We start from the raw sequence: 25,421 nt of genomic DNA on the forward strand, positions 1-25,421 counted from the left end.
CACTCTGGAGTCATGTTCGGACGAGTGCTGGTAGCGATGGTCACCCCGTTCACCCCCGACGGTGACCTGGACCTCAAGGGTGCGCAGGAGCTGGCGGCGCACCTCGTCGACAAACAACGCGTGGACGGGCTGGTCGTCAACGGCACGACCGGTGAGGCGCCGACCACGACCGACAGCGAAAAAGCCCAGCTCATCAGGGCTGTCACCGAAGCCGTCGGAGACCGCACCAAGGTTCTCGCGGGCGTCGGCACCAACTCCACCCGCCACACCATCGAGCTCTCGAAGCAGGCCGAGGAGAGCGGCGCGGACGGGCTGCTCGTCGTCACGCCGTACTACAGCAAGCCCACGCAGGAAGGCGTCGAGAACCACTTCCGGCAGGTGGCGAACGCGTCCGGCCTCCCCGCGCTGCTCTACGACATCCCCGGCCGCACCGGCACGGCGATCGCCACCGAGACGCTGATGCGGCTCGCCGAGCACCCGCGGATCGTCGGCGTGAAGGACTGCAAGGTCGACCTGCTCGCGACGGCGAAGGTCATCGCCGAGACCGGGCTGGACTTCTACTCCGGCAACGACGAGCTGATCCTGCCGCTGTACTCGATCGGTGGCGTCGGCACGGTCTCCACGGTCGGCCACGTCGTCGGCAGTGAGATCAGGGCGATGCTCGACGCCTACGACCAGGGTGACAACAAGGAAGCCCTGCGCCGCCACCAGGCCATGCTGCCGGTGATCACCGCGATCATGACCCGCGAGCCCGGTGCCGTCGCGGTCAAGGCCGCGCTCAACCTGCTCGGACTGCCGGCGGGACCGGTGCGCGAACCGCTCGCCGAGGCCACGCCCACCCTCATCGCCGAGCTGCAGGCCCTCTTCACCTAGAGCCCGTACACCCGGCGAGCGGTGCCCGCGAAGATCGCGGCCTGCTCGTCGGGTGACAGCTCCGACACCAGCTCCCGAGCGGCGTCGAGCCACTCACCGTAGGAAGCCGCCAGCAGGCAGACGGGCCAGTCCGAGCCGAACATCAGCCGGTCCGGCCCGAACGCGTCCAGCACGACCTCGAAGTACGGCCGCAACGAGGCAACGGTCCACGACTTCCAGTCGGCCTCGGTGACCAGGCCGGACAGCTTGCAGGTCACGTTCTCGTGCGCCGCCAACGACCGGATCAGCTCGGCCCACTCACCCGGACCGGAAGACCCGATCGCGGGCTTCGAGCAGTGGTCCAGCACGAACCGCACGTTCCCCAACGCCGCCACGGTCCGGCGCGCGGCCGGCAGCTGATGCGGCAACGTCAGCAGCTCGTACACCAGGCCGTGCGCCCCCACGGCCGCGAGCCCGCGCCAGACCTCCTTGCGGCACAACCACTCCGGGTCCGGCTCGCCCTGCACCTGGTGCCGGATCCCGCGCAGCCAAGAGCCGTTGGGGCCATCGGTCAACGACGACAGCGCATCGTCCACCGCGGGCGAGGTCAGATCCGTCCAGCCCACCACGGCCGAGACCACGGACGAAGACGCCGCCACAGCCAGGAACGCCGGCGTCTCCTCCGGCACGCACACCGTCTGCACCAGCACGGAGGCGGACACCTCAGGTGCCGCGAGAACGAAGTCGGGCTCCAGGAACGACCGCCGGATCGCACCCATCGGCGGGTCGGTGATCCAGTCCTGGTCGCGCACCGCCAGGTCCCACAGGTGGTGGTGGGCGTCGACGATCACGGCGTCGGCACCTCCGCGCCCAGCAGGCCCGACGACTTCAGCTCGTCCCACAGCTCCGCGGGGATCGGAGTCGAGAAGTACGCGGCGTTGGCGTTCATCTGCTCGGCCGTGCGCGACCCGATCACCACCGACACCACGGCCGGGTGGCCGAGCGCGAACTGGATCGCCACCTCCGGCAACGTCACGCCGTGCCGCTCGCACACCGCGGCGATCGCCCGAGCCCGCTCCACCAGTTCAGAAGGCGCGTCCTCATAGTTGTACTTCGCATCGGCCGCCACGACGGGCTTCGACAGCAGGCCGGAGTTGAACACCCCGCACGCGACCACCGAGACACCGCGCTCGACGCAGGCGGGCAGGAACGAGGCCAGCGAGGGCTGCTCCAGCAACGTGTACCGCCCGGCCAGCATCACCACGTCGATGTCGGTCTCGCGGACGAACCGCTCCGGCATCTCCCACTGGTTCATGCCGACGCCGATGGCACCGACGACACCTTGCGACCGCAGCTCTTCCAACGCCGGATAGGCCTCGGCGAACGCCACGTCCCAATAGTCGTCCGGGTCGTGGATGTAGACGATCTCCACCCGGTCCGTGTCCAGCCGCTCCAAAGAGGACTCCAGCGACCGCTTGACCCCGTCCGCCGAGTAGTCCCGCACCCGCCGGAAGTGCCGCGGCACCGCGAAACCCTCGTCGTCGAGCCCGGAGCCGTCGAACGGTTCCAGCAGCCGCCCGACCTTGGTGGAGATCACGTACTCGTCGCGGGGACGGCCTGCCAGAGCGACGCCCAACCGCCGCTCCGACAGTCCGAGTCCGTAGTGCGGCGCGGTGTCGAAGTACCGGACACCGGTCTGCCACGCCGCCTCGACCGCACCGAAGGCCTCTTCGTCGGAGACCTCCCGGTACAGGTTGCCGATCGGCGCGGCACCGAAGCCCAGGCGAGAAACAGCGACCTTCACGGCAGCTCCCACAAGTCGCACACCAGGTTCACCCGAGCCTGCCACGGAACGCCCACGAGCTCACTCCTGCTTCTGGCCGGTCGCGAACCGGGTCACGATCAGCGCGAGGATGATCACCGCGCCGTACGAGGCCTTGATGTAGAAGCCGGAGACGCCCTGCAGGCGCAGGATCTGCTCGACCAGGCCGAGCATCAGCACGCCGGACAGCGCACCGAACAGCGTGCCCTTGCCTCCCTGCAGCGAGATGCCGCCGATCACCGCGGCCGCGAAGACCTGGAAGATCATGCCCTCGCCCTGCGTCGCGGCGACCGAGCCCAACCGGCCGGTCATCAGGACGCCCGCGACCACGGCCAGCACGCTGCCGATGATCAGCACGAGCCACACCACGCGGTCCACCCGGATGCCCGCGGCCCGCGCGGCCTCGGAGTTGCCGCCGATCGCGTACAGCGAGCGCCCGGCACGCAGGTACTTCAGCACGAAGATGCCCGCCGCGTAGCAGACGATGCAGATCCACACCGCCGCCGGCAGCCCGAGCCACGTCGTCGATCCCAGGTACAGGAACGAGTCCGGCACGTCGATCAGCGACTTGCCCTCGGTGATCGCGAGCTGCAGGCCGCGCAGCATGGTCAGCATGCCCAGGGTCACCATGAACCCGGACAGCCCGACCTTGAGGATCAAGAACCCGTTCAGCCCACCGATCAGCACGCCGATGAGCAGGCACAACGGCAGCGCCGTCCACGCGGGCAGCCCGACGTCCAGCCCGCCGGACGCCGCCGGGATGATCAACGCCACGGCCAGCGCGGGCGCGAGACCGACCGTCGACTCCAGCGACAGGTCCATCTTGCCGACGATCAGGATCATCGCCTGTCCCAGCACCAGCAACGACAGCTCGCTCTGCTGGGTCAGCACCGCGATCAGGTTGCCGGGCGTGAGGAAGATCGGCGACAGGACCGCCCCGATGACCAGCAGGATGATGATCACCGGAACCAGCGCGAGGTCCTGGTACCGCGCGAACTGGAACTTCTGCTTCCCAGGCGGTGTGGGAACCGGGACCGGCGGAGTCATGGCCTTCGTCATTCGGAGCTCATTCCTTCAATGGCCGCGATGAGTTCCTGGTCGCGCCAGCCACGAGAAAACTCGCGCACAACGCAACCGTGGAACATCACCAGAACACGGTCGCAGACCCGCAGGTCGTCCAGCTCGTCCGACACGACGATCGCCGCCCTGCCCCGGCGCGCCTGCGCGTCGACGACCCCGAGCAGCGACTCCTTGGACTTCACGTCGACACCCGCGGTCGGGTTGATCAGCACCAGCACGGACGGGTCGCCGGCGAGTGCCCGCGCCATCACGACCTTCTGCTGGTTGCCGCCGGACAGGTCGGACACCGGTTGGTCCGGCCCGGCGGCCTTCACGTCGTAGGAGGCGATCGCGGTGGACCCCGCCGACCGTTGCGCCGACGGCCACACGAACGAACCCGCGGTGCTCATCGTCGCGTTCTCCGCGATGGACAGGTCGAGCACGAGCCCCTGGTGGTGCCGATCCCTCGGCACACAGCCGATTCCGGCCTTCAAAGCAGCCGGAACGTCACCTCCGCGCACGACCGAGCCGTTCACCGAGATCGTGCCGGTGGACGGCTTGCGCAGCCCGTAGACGGTCTCGGCGAACTCGTGCTTGCCCGACGACGCACTGCCCGCGAGACCGATGACCTCACCGCGCGTCGCGGACAGCGAGATGTCCGAAAAGGACTCCCCGCTCAACGACGTCACCTTCAGCACCTCTTCGGCGGACGACGGCCGGTCGGCACCGCTGGGCACGTTCAGCCCGCCCGCCTCACCGGTCATCGCCTCGATCAGGTCCGGTTTGGACATCTCGGCGACCGGTGCGGTGACGATGTGCCGCGCGTCGCGGTAGACCGTCACCGTCTGGCAGACCTCGTAGACCTCCTGCAGGTGGTGGGAGATGAACAGGAACGTCACCCCCTTGTCCTGCAACGACCTCATCCGGCCGAACAGCCGCTCGATCGCCGGCCCGTCGAGCTGCGCGGTCGGCTCGTCGAGGATCACGAACCGCGACCCGATCGACAGCGCCCGCGCGATCTCGACCAGCTGCCGCTGCTCGACGGTCAGCGCGGACACCAGCTCGTCCGGCCGGACGGCGACGTCGTAGGTCTCCAGCAACGCGGACGCCTCCGCGCGGAGCTTCTTCCAGCTGATCAGCCCGCCACCGAGGTCCTGCCGGTTGATGAACAGGTTCTCGGCGACCGACAGCTCCGGCACGACCGTCGACTTCTGGTACACGCACGCGACGTGACGCCGCCACGCCGCGCGGTCGGCGACGGGCGGCGCGGGCTCGCCGAAGAAGCCGACCTCGCCCGCGTCCGGCACCTGCATGCCGGTGAGGATCGAGACCAACGTCGACTTGCCCGCGCCGTTGCGACCGACGAGCGCGTGCGACTCACCGGCCCGGATCTCGATGCCCACGTCGTCCAACGCGAGCGTCCGCCCGAACCGCTTCGTCACGCCACGCGCAGTGGCTGCGAATTCACTCATTTGGCGATCTGGTTGCCCCAGAAGGCCTTGTCGTCGACGTTCTCCTTGGTGATCAGCGGTGCCGGGAGCTGGTCCTCCAGGCGGCCGCCGCCGACGTCGACGATGGTGGAGTCGTGGTCGGTCTTGCCGGGCTGGAACGTCTTGCCCTCGACCGCGGCCTTGGCGTAGAAGAGCGCCCACTGCGCGTAGAGGTCGGCCGGCTGCGACACGGTCGCGTCGATCTCGCCCTTGCGGATCGACTCCAGCTCGGACGGGATGCCGTCGTTGGAGACGATGAAGATGTGCTTGGGGTCGGTCGGCGGCACCAGCAGGTTCTTCTGCTTGAGGATCTGCAGCGTCGGCGCGAGGAACACGCCACCGGCCTGCATGTAGATGCCGTTGATGTCCGGGTGCTGGTTGAGCCTGGTCTGCAGGGCCGCGGACGCCTTCGGGCCCTCCCAGTCGGTCGGCTCCTCGAACACCGTGATGCCGGGGTAGTTCTGCTTCATGCAGGCGGCGAACGCCTCGGAGCGGTCGCGGCCGTTGACCGACGACAGCGCACCCTGGAACTCGACGACCTTGCCCTTGCCGCCGAGCTTGTCACCGAGGAACTTGCAGGCCTTCTCGCCGTACGCCTTGTTGTCCGCGCGCACGACCATGTAGGTCTTGCCCTTGTCCGGACGGGTGTCGACGGTGACGACCGGGATCTTCGCCTTGTCCAGCCGGTCCAAAGTGGACGCGATCGCGCCGGTGTCCTGCGGGGCCATGATGATCGCCTTGGCACCCTGCGACTGCAGCGACTGCGCGTTGGCGACGAGGTTCTCCACCTTGTTCTGCGAGTTGGTGGGGTTCAGCAGGTTGACGCCGAGTTCCTTGGCCTTGTCCGGGAAGTACTTGATGTACGAGTTCCAGAAGTCGGAGTCGGCCCGCGGGTGGTCGGCACCGATCGGGCCGACCCCACTGGCACCGGTGCCACTGGCACCACCGCCACAGGCGGTCAGTGTGAGTGCACCTGCGAATGCGAGGCACACCGCGGCGGTGAGGTTGCGACGCTTCATCGTGTCATTTGCCTTTCATGACTGCTTGGGACGCAAGCGCAGGCCGTGCATGCCACCGTCGACAGCGAGGATCGTGCCTGCGGTGGAACCGGAAAGCGGGCTCGCCAGGTAGGCGATCGCACCCGCGACCTCATCGGCGGAGACCAGGCGGCCGTGTGGCTGGCGTGCCTCCAACGCGGCTCGTTCGGCGGCCGGGTCCGGCGCCGAGTCGAGCAGACGGCCCACCCACGGGGTGTCCGCCGTGCCGGGAGCGACCGCGTTGACGCGAATGCCTTCGCGCACGTGGTCGGCGGCCATCGCGAGCGTCAGCGAGTACACCGCGCCCTTGCTGGCCGAGTAGAGAGCGCGCTGCGGGAGCCCGGCCCAGGCAGCGATGGAACAGGTGTTGACGATCGCCGGCGACGGCGACTTCCGCAGGTGTGGCAACGCGGCCCGCGACACGCGCACCATGCCGAGCACGTTGACGTCCAGCACCTTCGACCACTCGTCGTCGGTGTTGGCCGTGACGTCGCCCTGGGCGCCGATGCCCGCGTTGTTCACGACGACGTCGAGGCGCCCGAACCGCTGCACGACCTCGTCGATCGCGGCCTTGACGCTCTCGTCGTCGGACACGTCCGCGCGGATCCCGACCAGCGGGTCCTTGACGTCCGGGTTGAGGTCCAGCGCCGCAACCGCGGCACCGCGCGACGACAGCAGGTTCGCCGTGGCGAGGCCGATGCCGGAGGCACCGCCCGTGACGACGGCGACGAGTCCTTCGAAGTCGGTCACTTCTCGCCCTCCAGTTCCGTCCACACGGGACCTTCCGGGTACAGGTAGTCGGCCAGCGTCTCGTCCTTGAGCTGAGCGGAGAACCCCGGCTCTGCCGGTGCCAGGTACCGGCCGTTGCGCACGACGGCCGGGTCCAGGAAGTGCTCGTGCAGGTGGTCGACCCACTCGATCACCCGGTCGCCGATCTCGCCGGACACCGCGACGTAGTCGAAGAACGACAGGTGCCTGACCAGCTCGCACAGGCCGACGCCACCGGCGTGCGGGCACACCGGGACCTCGAACTTCTTGGCCAGCAAGAGGATCGCGATGTTCTCGTTCACGCCCGCGACCCGGCACGCGTCGAGCTGCAGCACGTCGATCGCACCGGCCTGCAGCAGCTGCTTGAACACCACGCGGTTCTGCACGTGCTCGCCGGTGGCGACCCGGATCGGGGCCAGCGCGTCGGCGATCGCCCGGTGGGCCAGCACGTCGTCCGGCGAGGTCGGCTCCTCGATCCAGTACGGCTGGTACGGCGCCAGTTCGCGCATCCAGCGGACCGCCGTGTCGACGTCCCAGCGCTGGTTCGCGTCCACCGCCACGCGCACGTCGTCGCCGACGACCTCGCGGGCGAGCTTCATCCTGCGCACGTCGTCGTCGAGGCTGCCGCCGACCTTCAGCTTGATCATGTCGAAGCCGTCGGCGAGGGCCTGGCGGGCGAGGCCCGCGAGCTTCTCGTCGGAGTAGCCGAGCCAGCCGGGTGACGTCGTGTAGGCCGGATATCCGTCGCGGGCGATGGTCTCCGCGCGCTCGGCCTTGCCGTGCTCGACCTTGCGCAGAATCTGCAACGCGTCGTCGGGCGTCAGGGCGTCGCTGAGGTACCGGAAGTCGACGAGGCCGACGATCTCCTCCGGCGTCATCTGGGCGAGGAACCGCCAGACCGGCAGCCCGGCACGGCGCGCGGCGAGGTCCCACGCGGCGTTGACGACCGCGCCGATCGCCATGTGCGCGACGCCCTTCTCCGGGCCGAGCCAGCGCAGCTGCGAGTCGCCGATCAGCTCGAAGTACAGCTCCGCCAGCGCCTTCGCGGTCTCCGGCACGTCCTTGCCGACCACGTGCGGCGCCAGCGCCTTGATCGCGGCGGCCTGCACGTCGTTGCCGCGGCCGATGGTGAACGCGAGCCCGTGGCCCTCCGGCCCGTCGTCGGTCCGCAGCACCACGTACGCGGCGCTGTAGTCCGGGTCCGGGTTCATCGCGTCGGAGCCGTCGAGCTCGCGCGAGGTGGGGAACCTGATGTCCAGGACGTCCAGTTCGATGATCTTCGGCATCACGCCTGCCCGAGGATCTGCCGCTGCCTGCCGAGGCCTTCGATCTCCAGCTCGACGACGTCGCCGGCGCGCAGGTACGGCTTGGGCTCCGCCTGGCCGAGCGCCACCCCAGCGGGTGTACCTGTGTTGATGACGTCACCCGGACGAAGGACGAGGAACTGGCTGAGGTAGCGCACGATCTCCGCCACCGGGAAGATCATGTTCTTGGTGGACGAGTTCTGCTTGAGCTCGCCGTTCACCCAGAGCCGCATGTCCAGGCTCTGCGGGTCGGCGATCTCGCCGGCGGGCACGAGGAAGGGGCCGAGCGGGTTGAACGTCTCGCAGTTCTTGCCCTTGTCCCACGTGCCGCCGCGCTCGATCTGGAACTCCCGCTCGGAGACGTCGTGCGAGAGCACGTACGCGCCGACGCACGCCAGAGCGTCCTCATCGGACTCCAGGTAGCGGGCGGTGCGCCCGATGACGACGCCGAGCTCGACCTCCCAGTCGGTCTTCACGGACCGGCGCGGGACGAGCACCTCGTCGTACGGGCCCACGATCGTGTCGGGCGTCTTGAGGAACATGACCGGCTCGGCCGGGATGTCCGCGCCGGTCTCCTCCGCGTGGTCGCGGTAGTTGAGGCCGATGCAGATGATCTTGCCGGGATGCGCGAGCGGCGGACCGACCCGCACTCCCTCGGTGCCGATCGCGGTCAGCTCACCGGCTTCGAGCGCGGCACGGACGCGCGCCACGCCGTCGTTCGCGAGGAACGCCCCGTCGATGTCCGGGGTGATCGGTAGGAGGTCGTATGTCGCCCCGTCATCGGTCCTCACCGCGGGACGTTCGTCACCGACCGGCCCCAGGCGCAAAAACTGCACGGCCGCTCCTCCTCTGGTCACTCCGCTCGAAATACATCGGATGTATAGCCCCGGGAGACCCCGCCCGTCTAGGCCTCAGCGTGAAGTCGTCCGATGACTAGGAGAGGTTGATCATGAAATTGGTGGCCGCATCACTCCTGGCAGGCGCACTGCTCACGCCGTCCGGCCCAACCGAGCCCGTAACCGTTTTCGTGGAGCTGACCTCGACCGCAGCGGTCGACACGGGGTCTGTTTCACAGGCCCGTTCAGCCCGTGACCACACGTCCGCGCAGGCTTCCCGGGTCGTGTCCCGGTCAGGCGGCCGGGAGGTCGCCCGAACGGCCAACGCCGTGCCGGGCGTCGTGCTGTCGGCGGAGAAGTCCCGGCTGTCGGCTTTGGCGCGGATGCCCGAGGTCCGGGCGGTCCACCGGATGGTGCCGAAGCAGCTCTCCAACGCGCACGCCGTCCGTCTCACGAGGACGTCGGAGGCCTGGAAGTCGTTCGGGCGCTTCGGCGACGGCGTGCGAATCGGCGTGATCGACACCGGCATCGACTACCGGCACGCGGACTTCGGCGGCGGCACGTTCCCGAACGCCAAGGTGGTCGGCGGCCACGACTTCGCGGGCGACGCCTACACCGGCTCGGCGGGCTCGGTGCCGGAACCGGACGCCGACCCGCTGGACTGCGAGGGCCACGGCACGCACGTCGCCGGGACCGCGGCCGGGTTCGGGGTGAACGCCGACGGCACGACCTATCGCGGCTCCTACACCTCCGTCGACCTCGACTCGCTGAAGATCGGACCCGGCACCGCGCCGAAGGCGTTGCTCTACGCGCTGAAGGTGTTCGGGTGCGAGGGCAGCACGAACCTGACCGCGCAGGCACTGGACTGGGCGCTCGATCCCAACGGTGACGGCGACTTCGCCGACCGGCTCGACGTGGTGAACCTGTCGCTGGGCAGCGACTTCGGTGCCGCGGACGACCCGGACGCGCTGTTCGTGCGCAAGCTGACGCAGCACGGGGTGGTCGTCGTCGCGGCCGCCGGTAACGGTGGCGACTTCTACGACGTGGCCGGATCGCCTGGCAACTCGGCAGAGGCGATCTCGGTGGCGAACAGCCGGGACTCGTTCTCGCAGCTGGACGGGCTGGAGGCGCTCGGCGGGCAGTGGCCAGGGCAGTACAGCCAGAACTTCAAGGACTCCTTCGACCTCACGCTGCCCGTGGTGCGACTCAAGTCCGATGTGGATGGTTGTCAGCCGATCTCCGAGACGTTGACCGGGAAGATCGTCTGGCTGGAGTGGGACGACAACGACGCCACCCGCGCCTGCGGTTCGGCGGTGCGCACGGACAACGCCTGGAAGGCGGGCGCGGCCGGGGTGCTGCTGCCCACCTCGCTGCCGGTGTTCGCGGCCGGGATCGCCGGCAACGCGCACATCCCGGCGTTCCAGCTGACCGCGGCCGCCGCCACCGCGCTGCACCCCGCTCTGGAGGCCGGGACCTTGACAGCCCACCTGACGTCGGCGTTGAAGCAGGCGGTGCCGTCGATCGAGCCCTCGATCGAGGACACGATCACGCCTTCGTCCTCGCGGTCGCGTTCGTCGATCTCGGTGGCCGCACCGGGCGACACGATCTTCTCCGCCGCGGCCGGCACCGCCTCGGGCGGCGTGTCGATGGGCGGAACGTCGATGGCTTCACCACATGTCGCCGGGATCGCGGCGCTGCTGCGCGAGTCTCATCCACAGTGGACGGTCGCGGAGATCAAGGCCGCGTTGATGAACACCGCTTCCGGCGTGGTGCACAACGCGGACGGCGTTCGCGAGGCGCCGATGCGGGTCGGCGCGGGACGGGTGGACGGCCTCGCCGCGCTGTCGGCAGACGTGCTGGCGCTCGGTGACGCGTCGTTCGGCGCGGTGGAGGTCGGCGGGCCGGTGCTCACCGGGCGGACGATCCGGTTGGTGAACAAGGGGAACGCCGCGGTGCGGCTGAAGGCCCGTTACGAGCCGATCACCTCGGTGCCCGGCGTGTCCTTCCAGGTCACCGCGCCGTACGTGGTCGTGCCGCCCAACGGGTCGGCGCCGGTGACCGTGCAGCTGCGGATCCCGAACCCGGCGGCCCTGCGCAAGTCCCCCGACCCCACCGTTTCGCTCTCCGACGGACGGCAGTTCCTGGCGGAGGCGTCCGGCCTGCTGACGTTCGAGGGCGACCGCTCGCTGCGGGTGCCGGTCTACGCGGCGCCGAAGCCGGTGTCGCGGCTCACGGTGGTGGCCGGCCGGGTCGCGGGCCAGGGCCTCGACCAGCCTGACTACCAGGCGCGCATGACCGTGCTGCAGCTCGGCGCCCGCTCGGACCGCCTGCCCGACTGCGGCCCCGACCTGCAGGACAACTGCGCCGTCAACCGCACGGCCCGCGGCGGCGACCTGCGGTACGTGGGCGCGACGGCGACGCCTGACCTGCTCGCGTTCGGCGTCGCGACCTGGGACACCTGGACCAACCTCGGCAGCAACACCAAGCCAGAGGTGCGGTTCTCGGTGGGCGGCAAGAACTTCGTGACGACGGCCGTGAAGCCGACCAACCCGGACGGCGACGTGACCGCGGACCTCTGGCTGGCCCGCACGGTCGTCGCCGGCACGAAGGACGTCGTGGACGAGCAGCCGTTGAACGGCTACGACGGCTCGGTCGACACCAACGTCTTCGACAGCGACGTCGTGGTGCTGCCGGTGTCGCGGTCGGTGCTGCCCGCCGGCCCGGTGACCTACACCGTCGGCGTCGACGGCCACTACACCGCTCCCGCGGACTCCGACGAACTGGTCGACGTTGCTCCTTCTGCCGTCTTCGACTACGAGGTGACCGTCCCATCACTGTCCACAGTGGTCCATCCGGGTGATCGAGTTCCGGCCGGGTCGCTGGTGTTGTTCCACCACAACGCAAGCGGTAACCGGGCCTTGGTGCGGTGACACCCGGTTGGGCGTGCCCCTGGTGAGCGTCTCTCGGCATACTCGGTCGGTATGGATCTGGTCGTGGGACTCGACGCTGGCGGCACCTCAACCAGGGCACTGGTGCTCGATCTCGACGGCGCCCGCCTGGGTCAGGGCGTGGCGGGCGGCGCGAACCCGAACTCGCACCCGCCGTCGGTCGCCGCCGCCCACATCGGCGAGGCCCTGGCGGAGGCGCTGGACGGCCTGGACTCCCGCAAGGTCCGCTCCGGCGTCCTGGGCATGGCGGGCGCGTCTAAGATGGCCGACCCCGCCGTGCTGGAGCTCTTCCAGCAGGCGTGGGAGAACGCGGGCCTGCACTGCCCGATGCGGGTGATCACCGACTGCGAGGCCGCGTTCGCCACCGGGACCTCCTCCCCCGACGGCACGGTCCTGGTGGCGGGTACCGGTTCCATCGCGGGCCGGATCGAAGACCACCGCATGGTCGGCCGGTCCGGCGGCTACGGCTGGCTGATCGGCGACGACGGTTCGGCGTTCTGGCTGGGCCGCGAGGCCGTCCGGGCCACGCTGCGGCTGCTGGACCTCGACGCACCGCTCGAAGGGCTGGCCACCGCCGTGCTGACGGCCGCGGGCGCACGGTCACGCGGCCAGCTGATCAACGCCGTCAACGCCCAGCCACCGATCAAGCTCGCCCAGTTCGCACCGCTGGTCAGCTCGGCCTACCACCACGGCGACCCGGAAGCGCTGACGATCGTGGCGTCCGCGGCCCGTCTGCTCGCCAACACCGCGTCGGCCGTGCGCGAACCGTCCGACACCTCACCGATCGTGCTGGTGGGCAGCCTGATCAAGACCCCGGTCGGCACCCACCTCAAACAGGAGCTGCTGACGCGCTGCAACGCCCAGGTGATCATGGCGACGGAAGGTGCGGCGGGCGCGGCCTGGCTCGCGGCCGTCGACGTGCTGGGCCCCACGGCGCCGAGGCCCAGCAGGTCATGACGCCAGCAGTCGGTCCGCGTGCCGGATCCGCTGGTGGTAGGCGCGCAGCAACCCGGCGTGCACCGCGTCCACGTGCTCGGCGGCACTCTTGTGCCACACCAGCGTGATGCGGCGGTGCACGGGGTTGCCGATGATCGGCTTGAGCAGCACCCCCGGCAGGTCGTGCACGGAGAAGAACCCGGCCACGGCACCGGTGGACCGCACCAGGTCGGCCGCGGCCGCCGGGTCGACGCCGAAGTGCGCGCACCGCGGGGTGAACCCGACGGCCTCACAGGCCAGCTCCAGGTTCAGCCGCCCGCCGTGGTTCTCGTCCGGCACCACCCACTCCTCGCCGGCGAGCTCGGACAGCAGCACCTCGCTGCGGCCGGACAGCCGGTGCCCCACCGGCACGCCGACCAGCATCCGTTCCGTCGCCACCCCGCGCACGCCCACCGCTTCCGGGAACCGCAACGGGCTGCGCGGGAACTCCACCACCAGGGCCAGGTCGAGCTCACCCGTGCTGACCAGCTCCAGCACCGCGTCGCCGCCGCGTTCGACGTGCGTGGTCTGCGGCAGGCCGGGCAGCATCTCCCGCACCACCGCGACCAGCAGCGCGGTCGGTGAGCCGGCCACCCCGCCGAGCCGGATGCCCGAGTCACCGCGCTCGACCAGCTTGTGCGAGGTCGCCAGCAGGTCGTCGAACCGTTCGAGGAGGTCCTGGGCTCTCAGCACGACGTGCCGGCCGAGTTCGGTCAGCTCGACACCGTCGTTGCGGCGCAGGAACAACGGGCCGCCGAGACTCGCCTCGATCCGCCGCACCTGAGCGGTCAGTCCGGCTTGGGCGATCTTCATCCGGGAGGCGGCCCGGCTGATGCTGCCTGCTTGCGCCACGGTCAGCACCACGTGCAGATGTCTCAGCTCCATTCGCACCGAGGAAGCCTAGGGCAGTGAATGAGCGACAAATACGGCCACGCGGGTGTCACCAGGTGACGCTCCGTGGCGGTTGTAAGCGCGATTGCTCTGTCAGGCCGATAACCCGGGAATTATCGGCACCTCACACCTGCCGCCACGAGAGTGGTCTGCACCACGCTTCTGGTTGACGTCAAACGACCCCAGGAGGTGTGAGTGTCATGAGGAAAGCGTTGCGGCTGCGACGGCTTTCCCGTCCGCACGACGAGAGGTACCTCTTCGTGCCGTTGGACCACAGCGTGTCGGACGGCCCGGTGGTGCCGCAGGACCGGTGGCAGGACCTGATCAGCGCGGTCGTGCTGGGCGGCGCCGACGCCATCATCGTCCACAAAGGACGGGTGCGAACGCTCGACCCCGCCGTGCTCGGCGGCTGTGCGCTGATCATCCACCTGAGCGCCGGCACCGCGCACATGGCCGACAGCAACGCCAAGGTCCTGGTCGGCGAGGTCGACGAGGCGCTGCGGCTCGGGGCCGACGCGGTGAGCGTGCACGTCAACATCGGTTCCGACACGGAGTCGCGCCAGCTGTCCGACCTCGGCACGGTCGCGGCCGCGTGCGACTCGTGGAACGTCCCGCTGGTCGCGATGGTCTACGCGCGCGGACCCCGCGTCAGCGACGCGAAGGACCCCGCTCTGGTCTCGCACGTCGTCAACATCGCGGCGGATCTCGGCGCGGACATCGTCAAGACCAACCTGACCCACCCGGCCGAGGCGATGGCCGAGGTGGTCGCGAGCTGCCCGATCCCCGTGGTCGTCGCGGGCGGTCCAGCCTCCGCCAACAGCCTTCCCGGCCAGGCGCGCGTCGCGATGAGCGCCGGCTGCGCCGGTCTCGCCGTTGGCCGGCGGGTCTTCACCTCGCCGACGCCGATGCAACTGGTCGCAGAACTGACCTCGATCGTGCACGCCCCCACCGACGAAAGCCTCATCCGCGCACTGACCTGCTTGGAGAACCGGTGAAGTTCGCCTGGATCGACCTCAGAACCGTCCCGGAAGCGCACCGGACCGCCGTGGTCGACGCGGCGGTGCACAGCCGGATCGCCGGCGTCGTGGCGGACGACCCCGCGCTGCTGGACGGCCTCCCGCCGACGATCACCCGCGTGCTGCTCGCGTCCGAACCGGTCGACAGCCCGCACCTGGTCACCGTGACGGTGCACGACCAGGACGAGCTCGACGGCCTGTCCGCCGCGTTCGTCCAGGTGAGCGACGACCGCACGCTCAAGCTCGCCTGTGCCGCGGCGCAACGGCTCGGCCACACCGTGGTCGCGTTCACCGACCCGACGAAGATCCCGCTGGAGATCGTGATCGCCGCCGCCGACGGCGCACCCGGCAAGCTCGTGACCGTCGTGGCCGACCTCGTCGAGGCCGCGATCGTGCTGGAGGTCCTCGAACACGGCTCGGACGGCGTGCTGATGGCCCCGCGCGACGCGTCCGACGTCTTCAAACTGGCCCGGCTGCTGGAAACCACGTCCCCGCCGCTGACCCTGACCACCCTCACCGTCGAGGCCCTGACGCACAACGGTCTCGGCGACCGGGTGTGCGTCGACACCGCCTCGCACTTCCGGGAGGACGAGGGCATCCTCGTCGGGTCGTTCTCGTCGGGCTTCGTCCTGTGCTGCAGCGAGACGCATCCGTTGCCCTACATGCCGACCCGCCCGTTCCGGGTCAACGCGGGCGCGCTGCACTCCTACGTGCTCGGCCCGGCGAACCGCACGAACTACCTGTCCGAACTGCGTTCCGGCAGCAAGGTCCTCGCCGTCGACGCCGACGGCCGCACCCGCGAGGTCACCGTCGGCAGGGCCAAGCTCGAATCCCGCCCGATGCTGACGATCACCGCACGCTCGCCGGAGAACGTCGAGGTCAGCCTGATGGTCCAGGACGACTGGCACGTCCGCGTGCTCGGCCCCGGCGGCAAGGTCCTCAACGTGACCGAGCTCCAGCGCGGCGACGAGCTGCTCGGTTACCTCGCGCCGGAGCAACGGCACGTGGGCCTCCCGATCGGCGAGTTCTGCAAGGAGTCATGAAGATGCGCGAGTTCGTCAACGACCTGATGCACCGGCACGGCGACGACGTGCCGATCTTCACGCACGAGAACACGGTGACGCACGGCGATCTGCGCGCCAACGTCTCTGCGCTGACCGCACAGTTCAGCGAAGTGCAGGACGGCAGCACGGTCGCGGTTCAGGTGCCGCCGAGCTTCAGCCAGTTCGAGGCGGTGCTGGCGCTGTGGAGCAGCGGCGCCCAGGTGATCTCGATCGACCACCGGTTGCGGCCCACCGAGGTCGACGTCCTGCGTTCGTTGACCTGTCCCGAGTTCTTCGTGCGGCAGAAGGGAAACCCGGCTGACGGCTTTCAGGAGCGCTACGAGCTGACGATCGAGCCCGCGGGCGGCGCCCCCGCGCCGACCAAGCACCGGCTCGTCCAGTTCAGCTCCGGCTCGACCGGACGGCCGAAGGTGATCGGGCGCAGCACGCAGTCGCTCATGGACGAGGTGGCGCGGTTCGAAGCGTCGGAAGGCATGGTCCGTGGCGGCGAACGTCTGCTGTTGCTCAACTCCCCCGCGCACAGCTTCGGCCTGATCGGTGGTCTGCTGCACTCTCTCGCGGTGGGCGTACACCTCGTGTTCGCAGCAAACCCCTCAGACGCTCTGCGGCAGGCACGCACCCACGAGGTCGACTTCGTCACCGGCCTGCCGTTCCACTTCGACCTGCTGGCCTCCTCACCGGACCGCTCCTGCCTGCGGACGGTCCGCGGCGCGTTCTCCGGCGGCGAGCTGATGCCGCAGGACGTGGCCGACCGGTTCGCCGCCGCCTACGGCTTCCCGGTCGGCGAATGCTTCGGCACCACCGAAACCGGCGCGCTCACCATGGCCGTGGGCGGCACGGTCCGCCCGTCGGTGGGCCCGCCGATGCCGGGTGTCCTGGCACGCGTGCACGACGGACTGGTCGAGGTGCTTCAGGAGGAATCGCCCTATCCGTACGAGGACGACCCGGCGCGCTTCTCCGGCGGCTGGTTCCGCACCGGCGACCGCGGCGAGTTCACCGCCGAGGGCGAACTGCGCCTGCTCGGCCGCGCGGACTCGCTCGTCGTGGTGCGCGGCAACAAGGTCGACCTGACCGAGGTCGAACACGTCCTCAGAGGACACCCGCTGGTGACCGAGGCCGTCGTGGTGGGGCCTTCGGAAATCCAGGCCTACGTGGGCACTTCGAGTTCGGAGCTGACCGCGCAGGCGTTGTCGGCGTGGTGCGCGGAGCGGCTCGCGGAGTTCAAGCTCCCCGCGCACATCCACGTACTCGACGCGCTGCCCAGGACGTCCAGCGGAAAGATCATCCGCAACCCGGACGTGCTGGCCGGCCAAGCGCGATCGTGAGCGTTTCGGCAGCACAACCTCGTGACTGTCGGTAGCTTCCCCCTGACGCACGTGCAAGGGGGCCTGCATGACCGATCCACACCAGCTCATCGAGGACTACGAGCAGCGCACCGCCGCCCTGCTCGAAAGGGCGGAGGAGGCCAAGTCCCAGATCGCCGGCCTGACCGGCGCCGCCACCAGCTCGGACGGCGCCGTCACGGTGAGCGTCAGCGCCGGCGGCGCCCTGCTCAGCCTGTCGTTCGGCGCGAAAGCCGACAACATGCCCAAAGACCGCCTGGCCGCCCTGGTGATGACCACCGCGAAGCGCGCCCAGGCCCAGGCCGTCGGCCAGATCGCCACCATCATGGCCCCGGTCATCGGCGAGAACAGCGACGCGATGCGGTTCGTCCAGTCCCAGATCCCGCGGATCGACGTCCCGGACGAGCCCGGCGACACGCCGCCGCAGCAGTTCGTCGTGAACGAGGAACAGCAGGACGCCGCCGCGACCCAGCCGCCCGTCCAGCGCCCGGCACACCGTCGGGTCGAGGACGACGACACCGACTACGACCAGCGCGACCTCTTCAAGAAAGAAGGTGGCTGGTGATGTCCGGTTTCCAGATCGACCTGCAAGCTCTCGAAGCGCACGAACGCGAGCTGAAAGCCCTCATCGCGGGCCTCCCCGGCGCGGCCGACGCAGCGTCGTCCTACATCGGCAACCCGCAGGCGTGGGGCATCGTCGGCATGTTCTTCGCCGAGATCATGCAGAACTGGACGAACGACGCGAGCGAGTACGTCGACACCGTCAAGAAGGCCGGTGACTCGGTCGTCGAGAGGTTCTCCGGCATGCGCCAGACCTACGCCGACAACGAGGAAGCCATGGCACAGATGTTCGGCAAGCTGCGTGAGGGCCTGGACGGAGTGCAGCCGTGAGCGACGGACCGCAGAACATCGGGGAGCTGAACCCGCTCAACGCGAGCGAGGGCTTCGACCCGGCCAGCCTTGGCGAGTTCTCGAACTTCGACAGCCCGACCCAGGCGTGGGACTCGGCGGGCATCTTCACCAGCTCCGCCAACCTGATCTACGACGGCATCAAGGGCGACTGGACCGCTGTCCTCGGTGACCTGGCCGGTTTCGGCATGGACCTGCTCGGGTTCGTGACGAACCCCCTCGGCAGCCTGCTGTCGGCCGGCATCGGCTGGCTGATCGAACACATCGGTTTCCTCAAGGAGGCGCTCGACCTCCTGGCAGGAGACCCGGACGCGGTCAACGCGATGGCGACGACGTGGAGCAACATCGCCAAGCGCATGCAGGAGACCGCGGACAAGTACTCCAGCACGCTCACCGCGTTGAGCGGCGCGCAGGGCGCCGCGATCGACGGCTACCGCAAGGCCGTGCAGGACTTCTCGAACGTCGTGAAGGGCGGCGCCGGCCACGCCACCTCCGCCGCACAGGCGATGACCGTCGCGGCTTCGGCCGTCGGTGTGGTCCGCGGAGCGGTCCGGGACGCCATCGCGAGCTTCGTCTCGAACGCGATCATCAAGTTCGCGGCGGCGACCGCACTGGCACCGGTCACCTTCGGTGCCTCGGAGGCGGCGTTCATCGCCGACACCGTGGCCGAAGGCGCGATCACCGCGGGCAAGAACGCGAAGAAGATCAGCAAGGTGGTCAAGCAGCTCGAGAAGGTCGCCGACGAGGCCAAGAACTCGCGGAACATGATCAAAGGCACGACCAAGAACCTCGAGAAGACGGTCTCGAAGTACAACAAGGACGCCGTCGACCACGCCAGGAAGGCGTTGAACACGGCGAAGAAGGCCCGGGCGGGCAAGCTCGACGCGAACGACCTCGACAGGCTCAAGGAACTCGGCAAACACGGCGACGAGCTGAAGGCGGCGAAGAGCGAGGCCGCCGAGTCGCTCGCGAACACGCGCAACGCCAACCTCCGCGAGCGTTGGGGCACCGACAGCCCCAGGCTGGACAACGCCACCGACATGCTCGAACACGAGGTCGGCGGCGCGTCGCTCCCGAAAGCCCCCAAGATCATCGCCAACGCGGGCGTGCAGGAGTGGAGCGACCAGTCGCACCGCGAGGCCGACCAGCAGGTCAAGCAGGACGACAAGGACGCGGCCTGGCGCGAGTACTGGGAGCAGCAGCGAGGCAACGCGGGCAAGACCGGTCCTTTCCAGCGCATGGAAGGCGATCTGTGACCGAGTCGTTGGCGCGCAGGGCCGCGGGGTTGCTGCTGATCGCGCTCACCGCGGCCCTCGCGCTGATCGTCGCCGCACAGCTGGCCGCCTGGGAGAACGCGAAGCTGGGAATTCGCGACCTGGTCGTCGGCGGTGTCGTGTTCTGGGCGGTCACGATCGCCGGGCTGTGGTGGCACCGCCGCCGCCCGCCGATGTGGCGGATCTGGGCGCGGTGGGCCGCGTTCCCCGGAGTGTTCATCGCTCTGGTTGAGGGCGTCCAGCTCGCGTTCGACCGCGGCCGGCCGATCGCCCTGGTCGTCGTGGCCGGGCTGGGCGTGGTGTGCTGGGCGCTGGGTGAGGCGGTCGTGCTGGTCACCACCAGGCCCGTCACCCCCGGCCTGCTCGCCTCCGAGCTGGAAATCCCTTTCGCCACCAGGGGTCTCAAGGCCCGGCTGTGCGTGCGGGAGGACCGGCTCGCCCTGGACAGCCTGACGTCCCGGCTGAAGCGGTCGCGCGATGTCGTCGCCGTTCCGTGGACCGCACTGCGGTCGATCGAGCTCGTCGACGTCGACCAGGAGATGGTCTGCCAGGTCGTGATCTTCACCGGGTGGCCGCGAGGTGCGACGCGCGAGTTCGACGTGACGCCCGGTCCCGCACTGCACATCGTCGGCACGGCGCGCGAGCTGCTCGTGCCGGTCACCGAGAAGGTCGGACGAGATGTCCTCCACGCTGTGGAACTGCGGTCCGCCGGCGTGGAGGTCGATGAGGAACCGCTCACGGCAGATCGGTGGCGGTGGAGGAGCGGTACGCGCAAGACCGATGCCCTCAGCGTTGCCGAAGGCCGCTCCGGCGCACACCACCGCACCGACTACCGGCCTTACCTGATGACCGTCGTCGGAGCGTTCTTCTTGATGCCTCTCTTCATGCTGACGGGGACAGTGCTGTCGCTGCTCACCGGTTCGACGAAGTGGCAGAAGCAGTTTCACGTGATCAACGGCGTCATCGACCCGATCTGGGTCGCCACGCTCGGCGTTGCCTCCGTCCTGTTCCTGTTCCTGCTGCACCGCTTGGTGCTCAAGCCCTTCTTCAAGTTCATGGAAGGGCAGAACTTCATCGAGGCGTTCCCCGAGCCGCCCGCGCCCCCGAAGAACACCGGCACAGCGCCTGGATCCGCCAGGAAGAGGAAAAAGCGCTGATCGCGAGCAGCTGGCTCACCTGCTCAGGATGTCCGTGCGGAAGTACGTCAGCATCCGGATCGTTCCTCGATCGGCAGGCAGCAGCAACAACTGCGTCGAGGTCGGCCAGGGAGTCGGCATCCGGGACAGCAAGGCGCCGACCACGCACATCCCCGTGTCGGCAGATGCGTGGTCGGCCTTCCTGAAGCTCACGACCGGCCTGGCCTGAGTGCCGCTAGCGCGGATCCCACATCTTCCACATCACCGCGGCCGAACCCGCGGTTCCCACGATCAGACCCCTGTTGTTGATGGCCAGCGCAACGCCGCTGCCGACGCCGTCCGGGAGACCGAGGTCGAGCGCGTCGCCGTTCCTGGTCCAGCGAGTCGGGCGGTTGAAGAACTGGACCTCGGTGAAGCCGACTGCCACGCCGTCGTCGTTGACACCCTTGGGATAGACCTTGGTCCCGAGCGTGGTCACCGATCCGTCGGCGTTCCAGCGCACGCCGTAGGTCGGCTTCGCCTGGTCGGTGTCCGCGTTGCCGACCACCTCACCGAACCGGTTCACCGCGTAGGCGGTGGACGAGGCGGCGGACGAGGCGTCCGCCAGCTTCGCGAGCATGGTCACGGTGCCGTCGGGATTCCAACGCACCGCCAGGTACGACGCACCGATGCCGAGCACGTGGCCGGACACGTACCCGTTCGACGAAGCTCCTGTGATGGTGGCCGAGGTGGCGCCCTCCGGCATCGTCATCGGGGAGGGCACGCCGTCCTGCGACCAGCGCATCGGGATCGATTTGTTGGCCCTGGTGACGGCGACACCGTAGACCGTGCCGGCGTCGTCGATCGCCAGCCCTTGGGCGCTGCTGTAACCCGACGGCAGGGCGAGCACCGTGTACGTCTCGTCCAGGTTGAACCGGATGGCCCTGTTGCCGACGCGGGAGATGTAGGTCGTACCGGCCATGGCGGAGTAGCTGTTGACCGCTCGCACGTTCGTGCTCGCACCCGCCGGTCCGACGATCTCCCTCGCCGTACCGAAACCGTCGAATTGCACCGCACTCTCAACACCGGCAGCGTTGATGGAGGTTCCCACGATCTGGTTCCCGTAGTTGATCGACACGGGCCGGCTGCTCCTGGCCCCCGGCAGGTGACCGAGATCGGTGATCAGCGTTTCCGCCTGTGCCGGTGCCGTGACGACGGCCGTCGCCAGAAGTGCTGTGGACAGCGCTGAACAGAGTCTGCGACTCATCTTTTGTTCCCCCGGAGATCTTGAGCCAAAGCTGCCACGGTAGTGGGACGCTGATCACGTCACCAGGCTGGAGTTCGCGGCGTTCGGCCCAAATCCGCGGAGATCAGGTCGTCGAGTTCGCCTGCGTTCGAGGGTGCCGGAACCCGGGGTGATCGGCGGGCAACGCCCGCTTCAGCAACCACCCCGACACCAGCACGCAGACGATCTGCAACGGCCACGACAACGCGACCCGCAAACCGGCCAGCCAGAAGATCTGCGCATCAAGCCACAACGGCGTGAAAACAGCGACCCGCAGCACGTACTGACCGACCCAGGCCCAGGACGCCACGGAGTAGGCGCGCAAAAGGGCAGGATCCCGCCGCCACCGAGTCTTCTGCCCCAACAAAGTCCCCACGACGACGCCGAGCAACGGCCAGCGCACCGCGATCGAACCCGCCCACGCCAGGGCCGAGGCCACGTTGGACAGCAGCTGGATGAGGAAGAAGTCCTCGACGCGTCCTGTGTAGAGCGCCACCAGAGCCGCCGCCACCACGAGCAGCACCGACAGCACGACCGCGCGCGGCTTCTCGCCGCGCACGAAGCGGATCACGCCGATCGCCACACCGCACAGCACCGCGGCAACGGCACCCGCGCCGATGGAGTGGCTCCACAGCAGCCAGCCCGCGACGAACGCCAGTGGCGGCAGCGAGGCGTCCACGGCGCCGCTGCGACCCCCGAGCAGTGATGCGAGCGACTCCTGGCGCACGTCCGTCATGGTTCCAGGGTGCCTTAGGCGAACCTAAGTCAGGTAACGGACCCATATCGGGGATTGACCCCGGTGAACCAGGTCACTACCGTCTCCACGAAATCGTCTGGAAAGTTAACAGACAGGAGCGGACCTAATGCGTGCCGGAAGCCCACGACTGCTGCGGGAGATCAACGACCGCGCAGCCATCGAGGCTTTGCTGCGCAACGGGCCGCTGACCAGGTCGGAGTTGGAAGGCCTGATCGGCCTCTCCAAGCCGGCGACCGCACAGCTGCTCACCCGGCTGGAAACCGCCGACACCGTGGTCCGCAACGGGCTGCGCGGCGGCGGACGCGGGCCGCGTGCCCAGCTGTGGTCGGTCAACGGGGCCCTCGCGCACATCGCGGCCATCGACCTCACCCCCGAGACGGTCGACATCGCGATCGCGGACATCTCCGGCACCGTGCTCACCGAGCACAAGGCGCCGATGCCCGCCAAGCACGGTGTGCTGGAGGCGTTCGTGAGCGCGGTCGGCAAGGCGTGCGGGCAGGCAGGCCTGCAGCCCGACCAGCTGCTGCACGTCGTGGTGGGTTGTCCGGGAGCGGTGAACCCCGCGAACGGTGAGCTCGCCTACGCACCTCATCTGCCCGGCTGGAGCGGTTTCGACGTGCCCAGCCGGTTGTCCGAGCAGCTCGCGACGTCGGTGAGCGTCGAGAACGACGTCAACCTCGTCGCGCTGGAGGAGATGGTCGCCGGACGGGCCACCGAGGTGAGCGACTTCGTCGTCATCTGGCCCGCGGACCTCGTCGGTGCCGCCGTCGTGATCAACGGGGTGCTGCTGCGCGGCGCCTCCGGTGGCGCGGGCGAGATCGACGGGCTGATGATCCCCGACCGCGCAGCGGCCGACACCGACACCGACCGCTCCGGCGGCACGTTCGGTGAGCTGCTCAGCAACGCATCGATCTGCAAGCTCGCCAGGGCTCACGGGCTCGCCGCGCGCAACGGCCACGGGGCCGTGCGCAAGGCGCTGGCCGCGGGACCCGCGGGCCGGGAGTTCATGGTCGACCTCGCCAGGCGGATCGCCACGGGCGTGGCCAGCGTCGTCGCGGTGCTCGACCCGGAACTCATCCTCCTGTCCGGCGACATCGCCCAGGCAGGTGGAACCACGCTGAACGATCTCGTTGCCGCGGAACTGCGGCAACTGGTGGTGCCGAGGACACCTGTCCAGCTGGCTCTGGTGACCGGGAAGCCGGTGCGCAGCGGCGCACTGCACTCGGCCCTGGCCGTGGCACGCGAGCAGGTGTTCGGTCTGCCGGCAGCCACCACGGCTCCATTCCGCGGCCCTGTGGTCGCCGGGTCCCCACGTTGATCGAGAAGGAGTGCACATGCGCAAGCACACCCGTGCTGCCTTGCTCTGTGTCGCCGCAGGAATGGCTACAGCGCTGACCCTCACCGCGTGTGCGGCGGGCAAGGGTGGCGGCGCGAGTTCCGACGCCGCAGCTGCTCCTGGCAAGGACGAGAAGCTCACCCTCACGGTCTGGAGCAACTACGCCGACCGCGAGTACGAAGAGGTCACCAAGGCCCTCAAGACGTTCAACAAGAAGTTCCCGAACATCGAGATCAAGCACGAGGGCTCGCAGGACGACGACAAGATCACCGCGGGCATCCGGTCTGGCAACACGCCGGACGTCGCGCTGTCGTTCACCACCGACAACATCGGCCAGTTCTGCTCCTCCGGCGCGTTCCAGCCGCTGAAGCCGTACCTCGACCGCGACAAGGTCGACCTGAACCAGATCTCACCGGCGGTCCGGGACTACACCGAGTACAAGGGCAACCGCTGCGCGATGCCCATGCTCACCGACGTCTACGCCATGTACTACAACACGGACATGCTGTCGGCGGCCGGGATCTCGGCCCCGCCGAAGACGTTGGACGAGCTGTTCGAGGACACCAAGAAGCTGACCAAGAAGGCGCCGAACGGCGACATCGAGGTCGCGGGCTACCTGCCCACCATGGGCTTCTACGCCAACCGCCCCACCATCCTGGCGCCGTCCTTCGGTGCCGAGTGGGCGACGCCGGACGGCAAGTCGGCGCTGTCCACCTCGCCCGGCTTCACCGAGATGATGACGTTCCAGAAGAAGCTCGTGGACTTCTACGGCTACGAGCCGCTGGAGCGCTTCCGCGCCGGTCTCGGCCAGGAGTACTCGGCCGACCACGCGTTCCACCAGGGCAAGATCGCGATCATGATGGACGGCGAGTACCGCACCGCCTTCCTCAAGGCCCAGGCGCCGCAGATCAAGTTCGGCACGGCTCCGTTCCCGACCTGGAAGCCCGCCGACTACGGCACCGCCTTCACCACCGGCACGATCATGGGCATTCCCAAGGGCGCCAAGCACCCCGGCGCCGCGTGGGAGCTGATCAAGCACCTGTCGTTCGACACCGACACGATCGTCGACCTGTCCAACGCCATCAAGAACGTGCCGAGCACCAAGGCCGCGATGGACGACAAGCGCCTCGAGGTGGACGAGCAGTTCAAGACGTTCATCGACCTCGCCAAGAGCGACAAGCTCAAGGGCAACCCGGTCACGCCGATCGGTGACGCGCACATCAAGGCCGTGACCGACTTCGCGGTGGCGTACACCTCGGGCAAGGTCCCGGACCTGGCGGCGGGCCTCAAGGAAGTCGACAAGAACATCGACGACCAGGTCGCCAAGAGCGGCAAGTAGG

At 69.0% G+C, this 25,421-nt stretch carries 24 protein-coding genes; 13 read left to right on the plus strand and 11 right to left on the minus strand.

The window, feature by feature from the left end; all coding sequences use genetic code 11:
• Window positions 1–12: 12 nt before the first annotated feature.
• Window positions 13–873, plus strand: a complete 861-nt coding sequence (gene dapA, locus ACWEIJ_RS32325; RefSeq protein WP_449841030.1) for a 4-hydroxy-tetrahydrodipicolinate synthase — start codon at window positions 13–15, stop codon at window positions 871–873.
• Here dapA and ACWEIJ_RS32330 read toward each other — a convergent pair.
• From ACWEIJ_RS32330 to ACWEIJ_RS32365, 8 genes are read right to left on the minus strand one after another with little or no spacing between them, the layout of a single operon-like run.
• Window positions 870–1,703: an amidohydrolase family protein gene (locus ACWEIJ_RS32330; RefSeq protein WP_449841031.1), complete on the minus strand. Its 834-nt coding sequence runs from the start codon at window positions 1,701–1,703 to the stop codon at window positions 870–872. The two genes, dapA and ACWEIJ_RS32330, sit on opposite strands and share 4 nt — an antisense overlap.
• The gene (locus ACWEIJ_RS32335) at window positions 1,700–2,656 is read right to left on the minus strand and encodes an aldo/keto reductase (RefSeq protein WP_449841032.1); all 957 of its coding nucleotides are present in this window, start codon (window positions 2,654–2,656) and stop codon (window positions 1,700–1,702) included. The genes ACWEIJ_RS32330 and ACWEIJ_RS32335 overlap by 4 nt, the downstream gene beginning before the upstream one ends.
• 60 nt (window positions 2,657–2,716) lie before the next feature.
• Window positions 2,717–3,733 carry an ABC transporter permease gene (locus ACWEIJ_RS32340; RefSeq protein WP_449841033.1) on the minus strand — a complete coding sequence of 339 codons (1,017 nt, stop codon included), beginning with the start codon at window positions 3,731–3,733 and terminating at the stop codon, window positions 2,717–2,719.
• A complete protein-coding gene (locus ACWEIJ_RS32345; protein WP_449841034.1) occupies window positions 3,730–5,205 on the minus strand; it encodes a sugar ABC transporter ATP-binding protein in 1,476 nt (491 codons plus the stop codon). Before ACWEIJ_RS32345 ends, ACWEIJ_RS32340 begins: the two co-directional genes overlap by 4 nt.
• Window positions 5,202–6,242 (minus strand): sugar ABC transporter substrate-binding protein, encoded by a 1,041-nt coding sequence (locus tag ACWEIJ_RS32350; protein WP_449841035.1) that lies wholly within the window; start codon window positions 6,240–6,242, stop codon window positions 5,202–5,204. The genes ACWEIJ_RS32345 and ACWEIJ_RS32350 overlap by 4 nt, the downstream gene beginning before the upstream one ends.
• Before the next feature lie 15 nt (window positions 6,243–6,257).
• Window positions 6,258–7,010, minus strand: coding sequence for an SDR family NAD(P)-dependent oxidoreductase (locus ACWEIJ_RS32355; RefSeq protein WP_449841036.1), 753 nt, complete (start codon window positions 7,008–7,010; stop codon window positions 6,258–6,260).
• Window positions 7,007–8,314, minus strand: coding sequence for an enolase C-terminal domain-like protein (locus ACWEIJ_RS32360; protein ID WP_449841037.1), 1,308 nt, complete (start codon window positions 8,312–8,314; stop codon window positions 7,007–7,009). The genes ACWEIJ_RS32355 and ACWEIJ_RS32360 overlap by 4 nt, the downstream gene beginning before the upstream one ends.
• The gene (locus tag ACWEIJ_RS32365) at window positions 8,314–9,168 is read right to left on the minus strand and encodes a fumarylacetoacetate hydrolase family protein (protein WP_449841038.1); all 855 of its coding nucleotides are present in this window, start codon (window positions 9,166–9,168) and stop codon (window positions 8,314–8,316) included. Before ACWEIJ_RS32365 ends, ACWEIJ_RS32360 begins: the two co-directional genes overlap by 1 nt.
• Window positions 9,169–9,452: 284 nt before the next feature.
• Here ACWEIJ_RS32365 and ACWEIJ_RS32370 point away from each other — a divergent pair, with 284 nt between their 5' ends.
• Entirely contained in the window at window positions 9,453–12,098 is a 2,646-nt protein-coding gene (locus ACWEIJ_RS32370) for a S8 family serine peptidase (RefSeq protein WP_449841039.1), read from the plus strand.
• Window positions 12,099–12,149: 51 nt separating this feature from the next.
• Window positions 12,150–13,073, plus strand: a complete 924-nt coding sequence (locus ACWEIJ_RS32375; protein ID WP_449841040.1) for an N-acetylglucosamine kinase — start codon at window positions 12,150–12,152, stop codon at window positions 13,071–13,073.
• Here ACWEIJ_RS32375 and ACWEIJ_RS32380 read toward each other — a convergent pair.
• Window positions 13,068–13,976, minus strand: a complete 909-nt coding sequence (locus tag ACWEIJ_RS32380) for a LysR family transcriptional regulator (protein WP_449841198.1) — start codon at window positions 13,974–13,976, stop codon at window positions 13,068–13,070. The two genes, ACWEIJ_RS32375 and ACWEIJ_RS32380, sit on opposite strands and share 6 nt — an antisense overlap.
• Before the next feature lie 206 nt (window positions 13,977–14,182).
• On the opposite strand from ACWEIJ_RS32380, the gene ACWEIJ_RS32385 reads away from it, so the two are divergent.
• The 8 genes from ACWEIJ_RS32385 (at window position 14,183) to ACWEIJ_RS32420 (ending at window position 20,953) form a co-directional block, all read left to right on the plus strand.
• The gene (locus ACWEIJ_RS32385) at window positions 14,183–14,977 is read left to right on the plus strand and encodes a 2-amino-3,7-dideoxy-D-threo-hept-6-ulosonate synthase (protein WP_449841041.1); all 795 of its coding nucleotides are present in this window, start codon (window positions 14,183–14,185) and stop codon (window positions 14,975–14,977) included.
• Window positions 14,974–16,041: a 3-dehydroquinate synthase II family protein gene (locus ACWEIJ_RS32390; protein ID WP_449841042.1), complete on the plus strand. Its 1,068-nt coding sequence runs from the start codon at window positions 14,974–14,976 to the stop codon at window positions 16,039–16,041. The genes ACWEIJ_RS32385 and ACWEIJ_RS32390 overlap by 4 nt, the downstream gene beginning before the upstream one ends.
• The gene (locus ACWEIJ_RS32395) at window positions 16,038–17,387 is read left to right on the plus strand and encodes a class I adenylate-forming enzyme family protein (protein WP_449841043.1); all 1,350 of its coding nucleotides are present in this window, start codon (window positions 16,038–16,040) and stop codon (window positions 17,385–17,387) included. Before ACWEIJ_RS32390 ends, ACWEIJ_RS32395 begins: the two co-directional genes overlap by 4 nt.
• A 67-nt stretch (window positions 17,388–17,454) precedes the next feature.
• Entirely contained in the window at window positions 17,455–17,970 is a 516-nt protein-coding gene (locus ACWEIJ_RS32400) for a YbaB/EbfC family nucleoid-associated protein (protein WP_449841044.1), read from the plus strand.
• Window positions 17,970–18,296 (plus strand): hypothetical protein, encoded by a 327-nt coding sequence (locus tag ACWEIJ_RS32405; RefSeq protein WP_449841045.1) that lies wholly within the window; start codon window positions 17,970–17,972, stop codon window positions 18,294–18,296. The genes ACWEIJ_RS32400 and ACWEIJ_RS32405 overlap by 1 nt, the downstream gene beginning before the upstream one ends.
• Window positions 18,293–19,570 (plus strand): hypothetical protein, encoded by a 1,278-nt coding sequence (locus tag ACWEIJ_RS32410; protein WP_449841046.1) that lies wholly within the window; start codon window positions 18,293–18,295, stop codon window positions 19,568–19,570. The genes ACWEIJ_RS32405 and ACWEIJ_RS32410 overlap by 4 nt, the downstream gene beginning before the upstream one ends.
• Complete coding sequence (locus ACWEIJ_RS32415) at window positions 19,567–20,745, plus strand: hypothetical protein (protein WP_449841047.1); 1,179 nt, start codon at window positions 19,567–19,569, stop codon at window positions 20,743–20,745. Before ACWEIJ_RS32410 ends, ACWEIJ_RS32415 begins: the two co-directional genes overlap by 4 nt.
• 28 nt (window positions 20,746–20,773) lie before the next feature.
• The gene (locus ACWEIJ_RS32420) at window positions 20,774–20,953 is read left to right on the plus strand and encodes a DUF397 domain-containing protein (protein WP_449841048.1); all 180 of its coding nucleotides are present in this window, start codon (window positions 20,774–20,776) and stop codon (window positions 20,951–20,953) included.
• Between the two features lie 6 nt (window positions 20,954–20,959).
• Here the strand turns inward: ACWEIJ_RS32420 and ACWEIJ_RS32425 are convergent, their stop codons facing one another.
• A complete protein-coding gene (locus ACWEIJ_RS32425; protein WP_449841049.1) occupies window positions 20,960–21,970 on the minus strand; it encodes a hypothetical protein in 1,011 nt (336 codons plus the stop codon).
• Window positions 21,971–22,073: 103 nt separating this feature from the next.
• Window positions 22,074–22,724 (minus strand): DUF3159 domain-containing protein, encoded by a 651-nt coding sequence (locus tag ACWEIJ_RS32430; RefSeq protein WP_449841050.1) that lies wholly within the window; start codon window positions 22,722–22,724, stop codon window positions 22,074–22,076.
• A 127-nt stretch (window positions 22,725–22,851) separates the two neighbouring features.
• Between ACWEIJ_RS32430 and ACWEIJ_RS32435 the strand changes: the two genes are divergently transcribed.
• Complete coding sequence (locus ACWEIJ_RS32435) at window positions 22,852–24,063, plus strand: ROK family protein (protein ID WP_449841051.1); 1,212 nt, start codon at window positions 22,852–22,854, stop codon at window positions 24,061–24,063.
• Window positions 24,064–24,079: 16 nt separating this feature from the next.
• Entirely contained in the window at window positions 24,080–25,420 is a 1,341-nt protein-coding gene (locus tag ACWEIJ_RS32440; protein WP_449841052.1) for an ABC transporter substrate-binding protein, read from the plus strand.
• The last annotated feature ends 1 nt before the right edge of the window (window position 25,421 follow it).

The sequence above is a fragment of the Lentzea sp. NPDC004789 genome, from assembly GCF_053601075.1.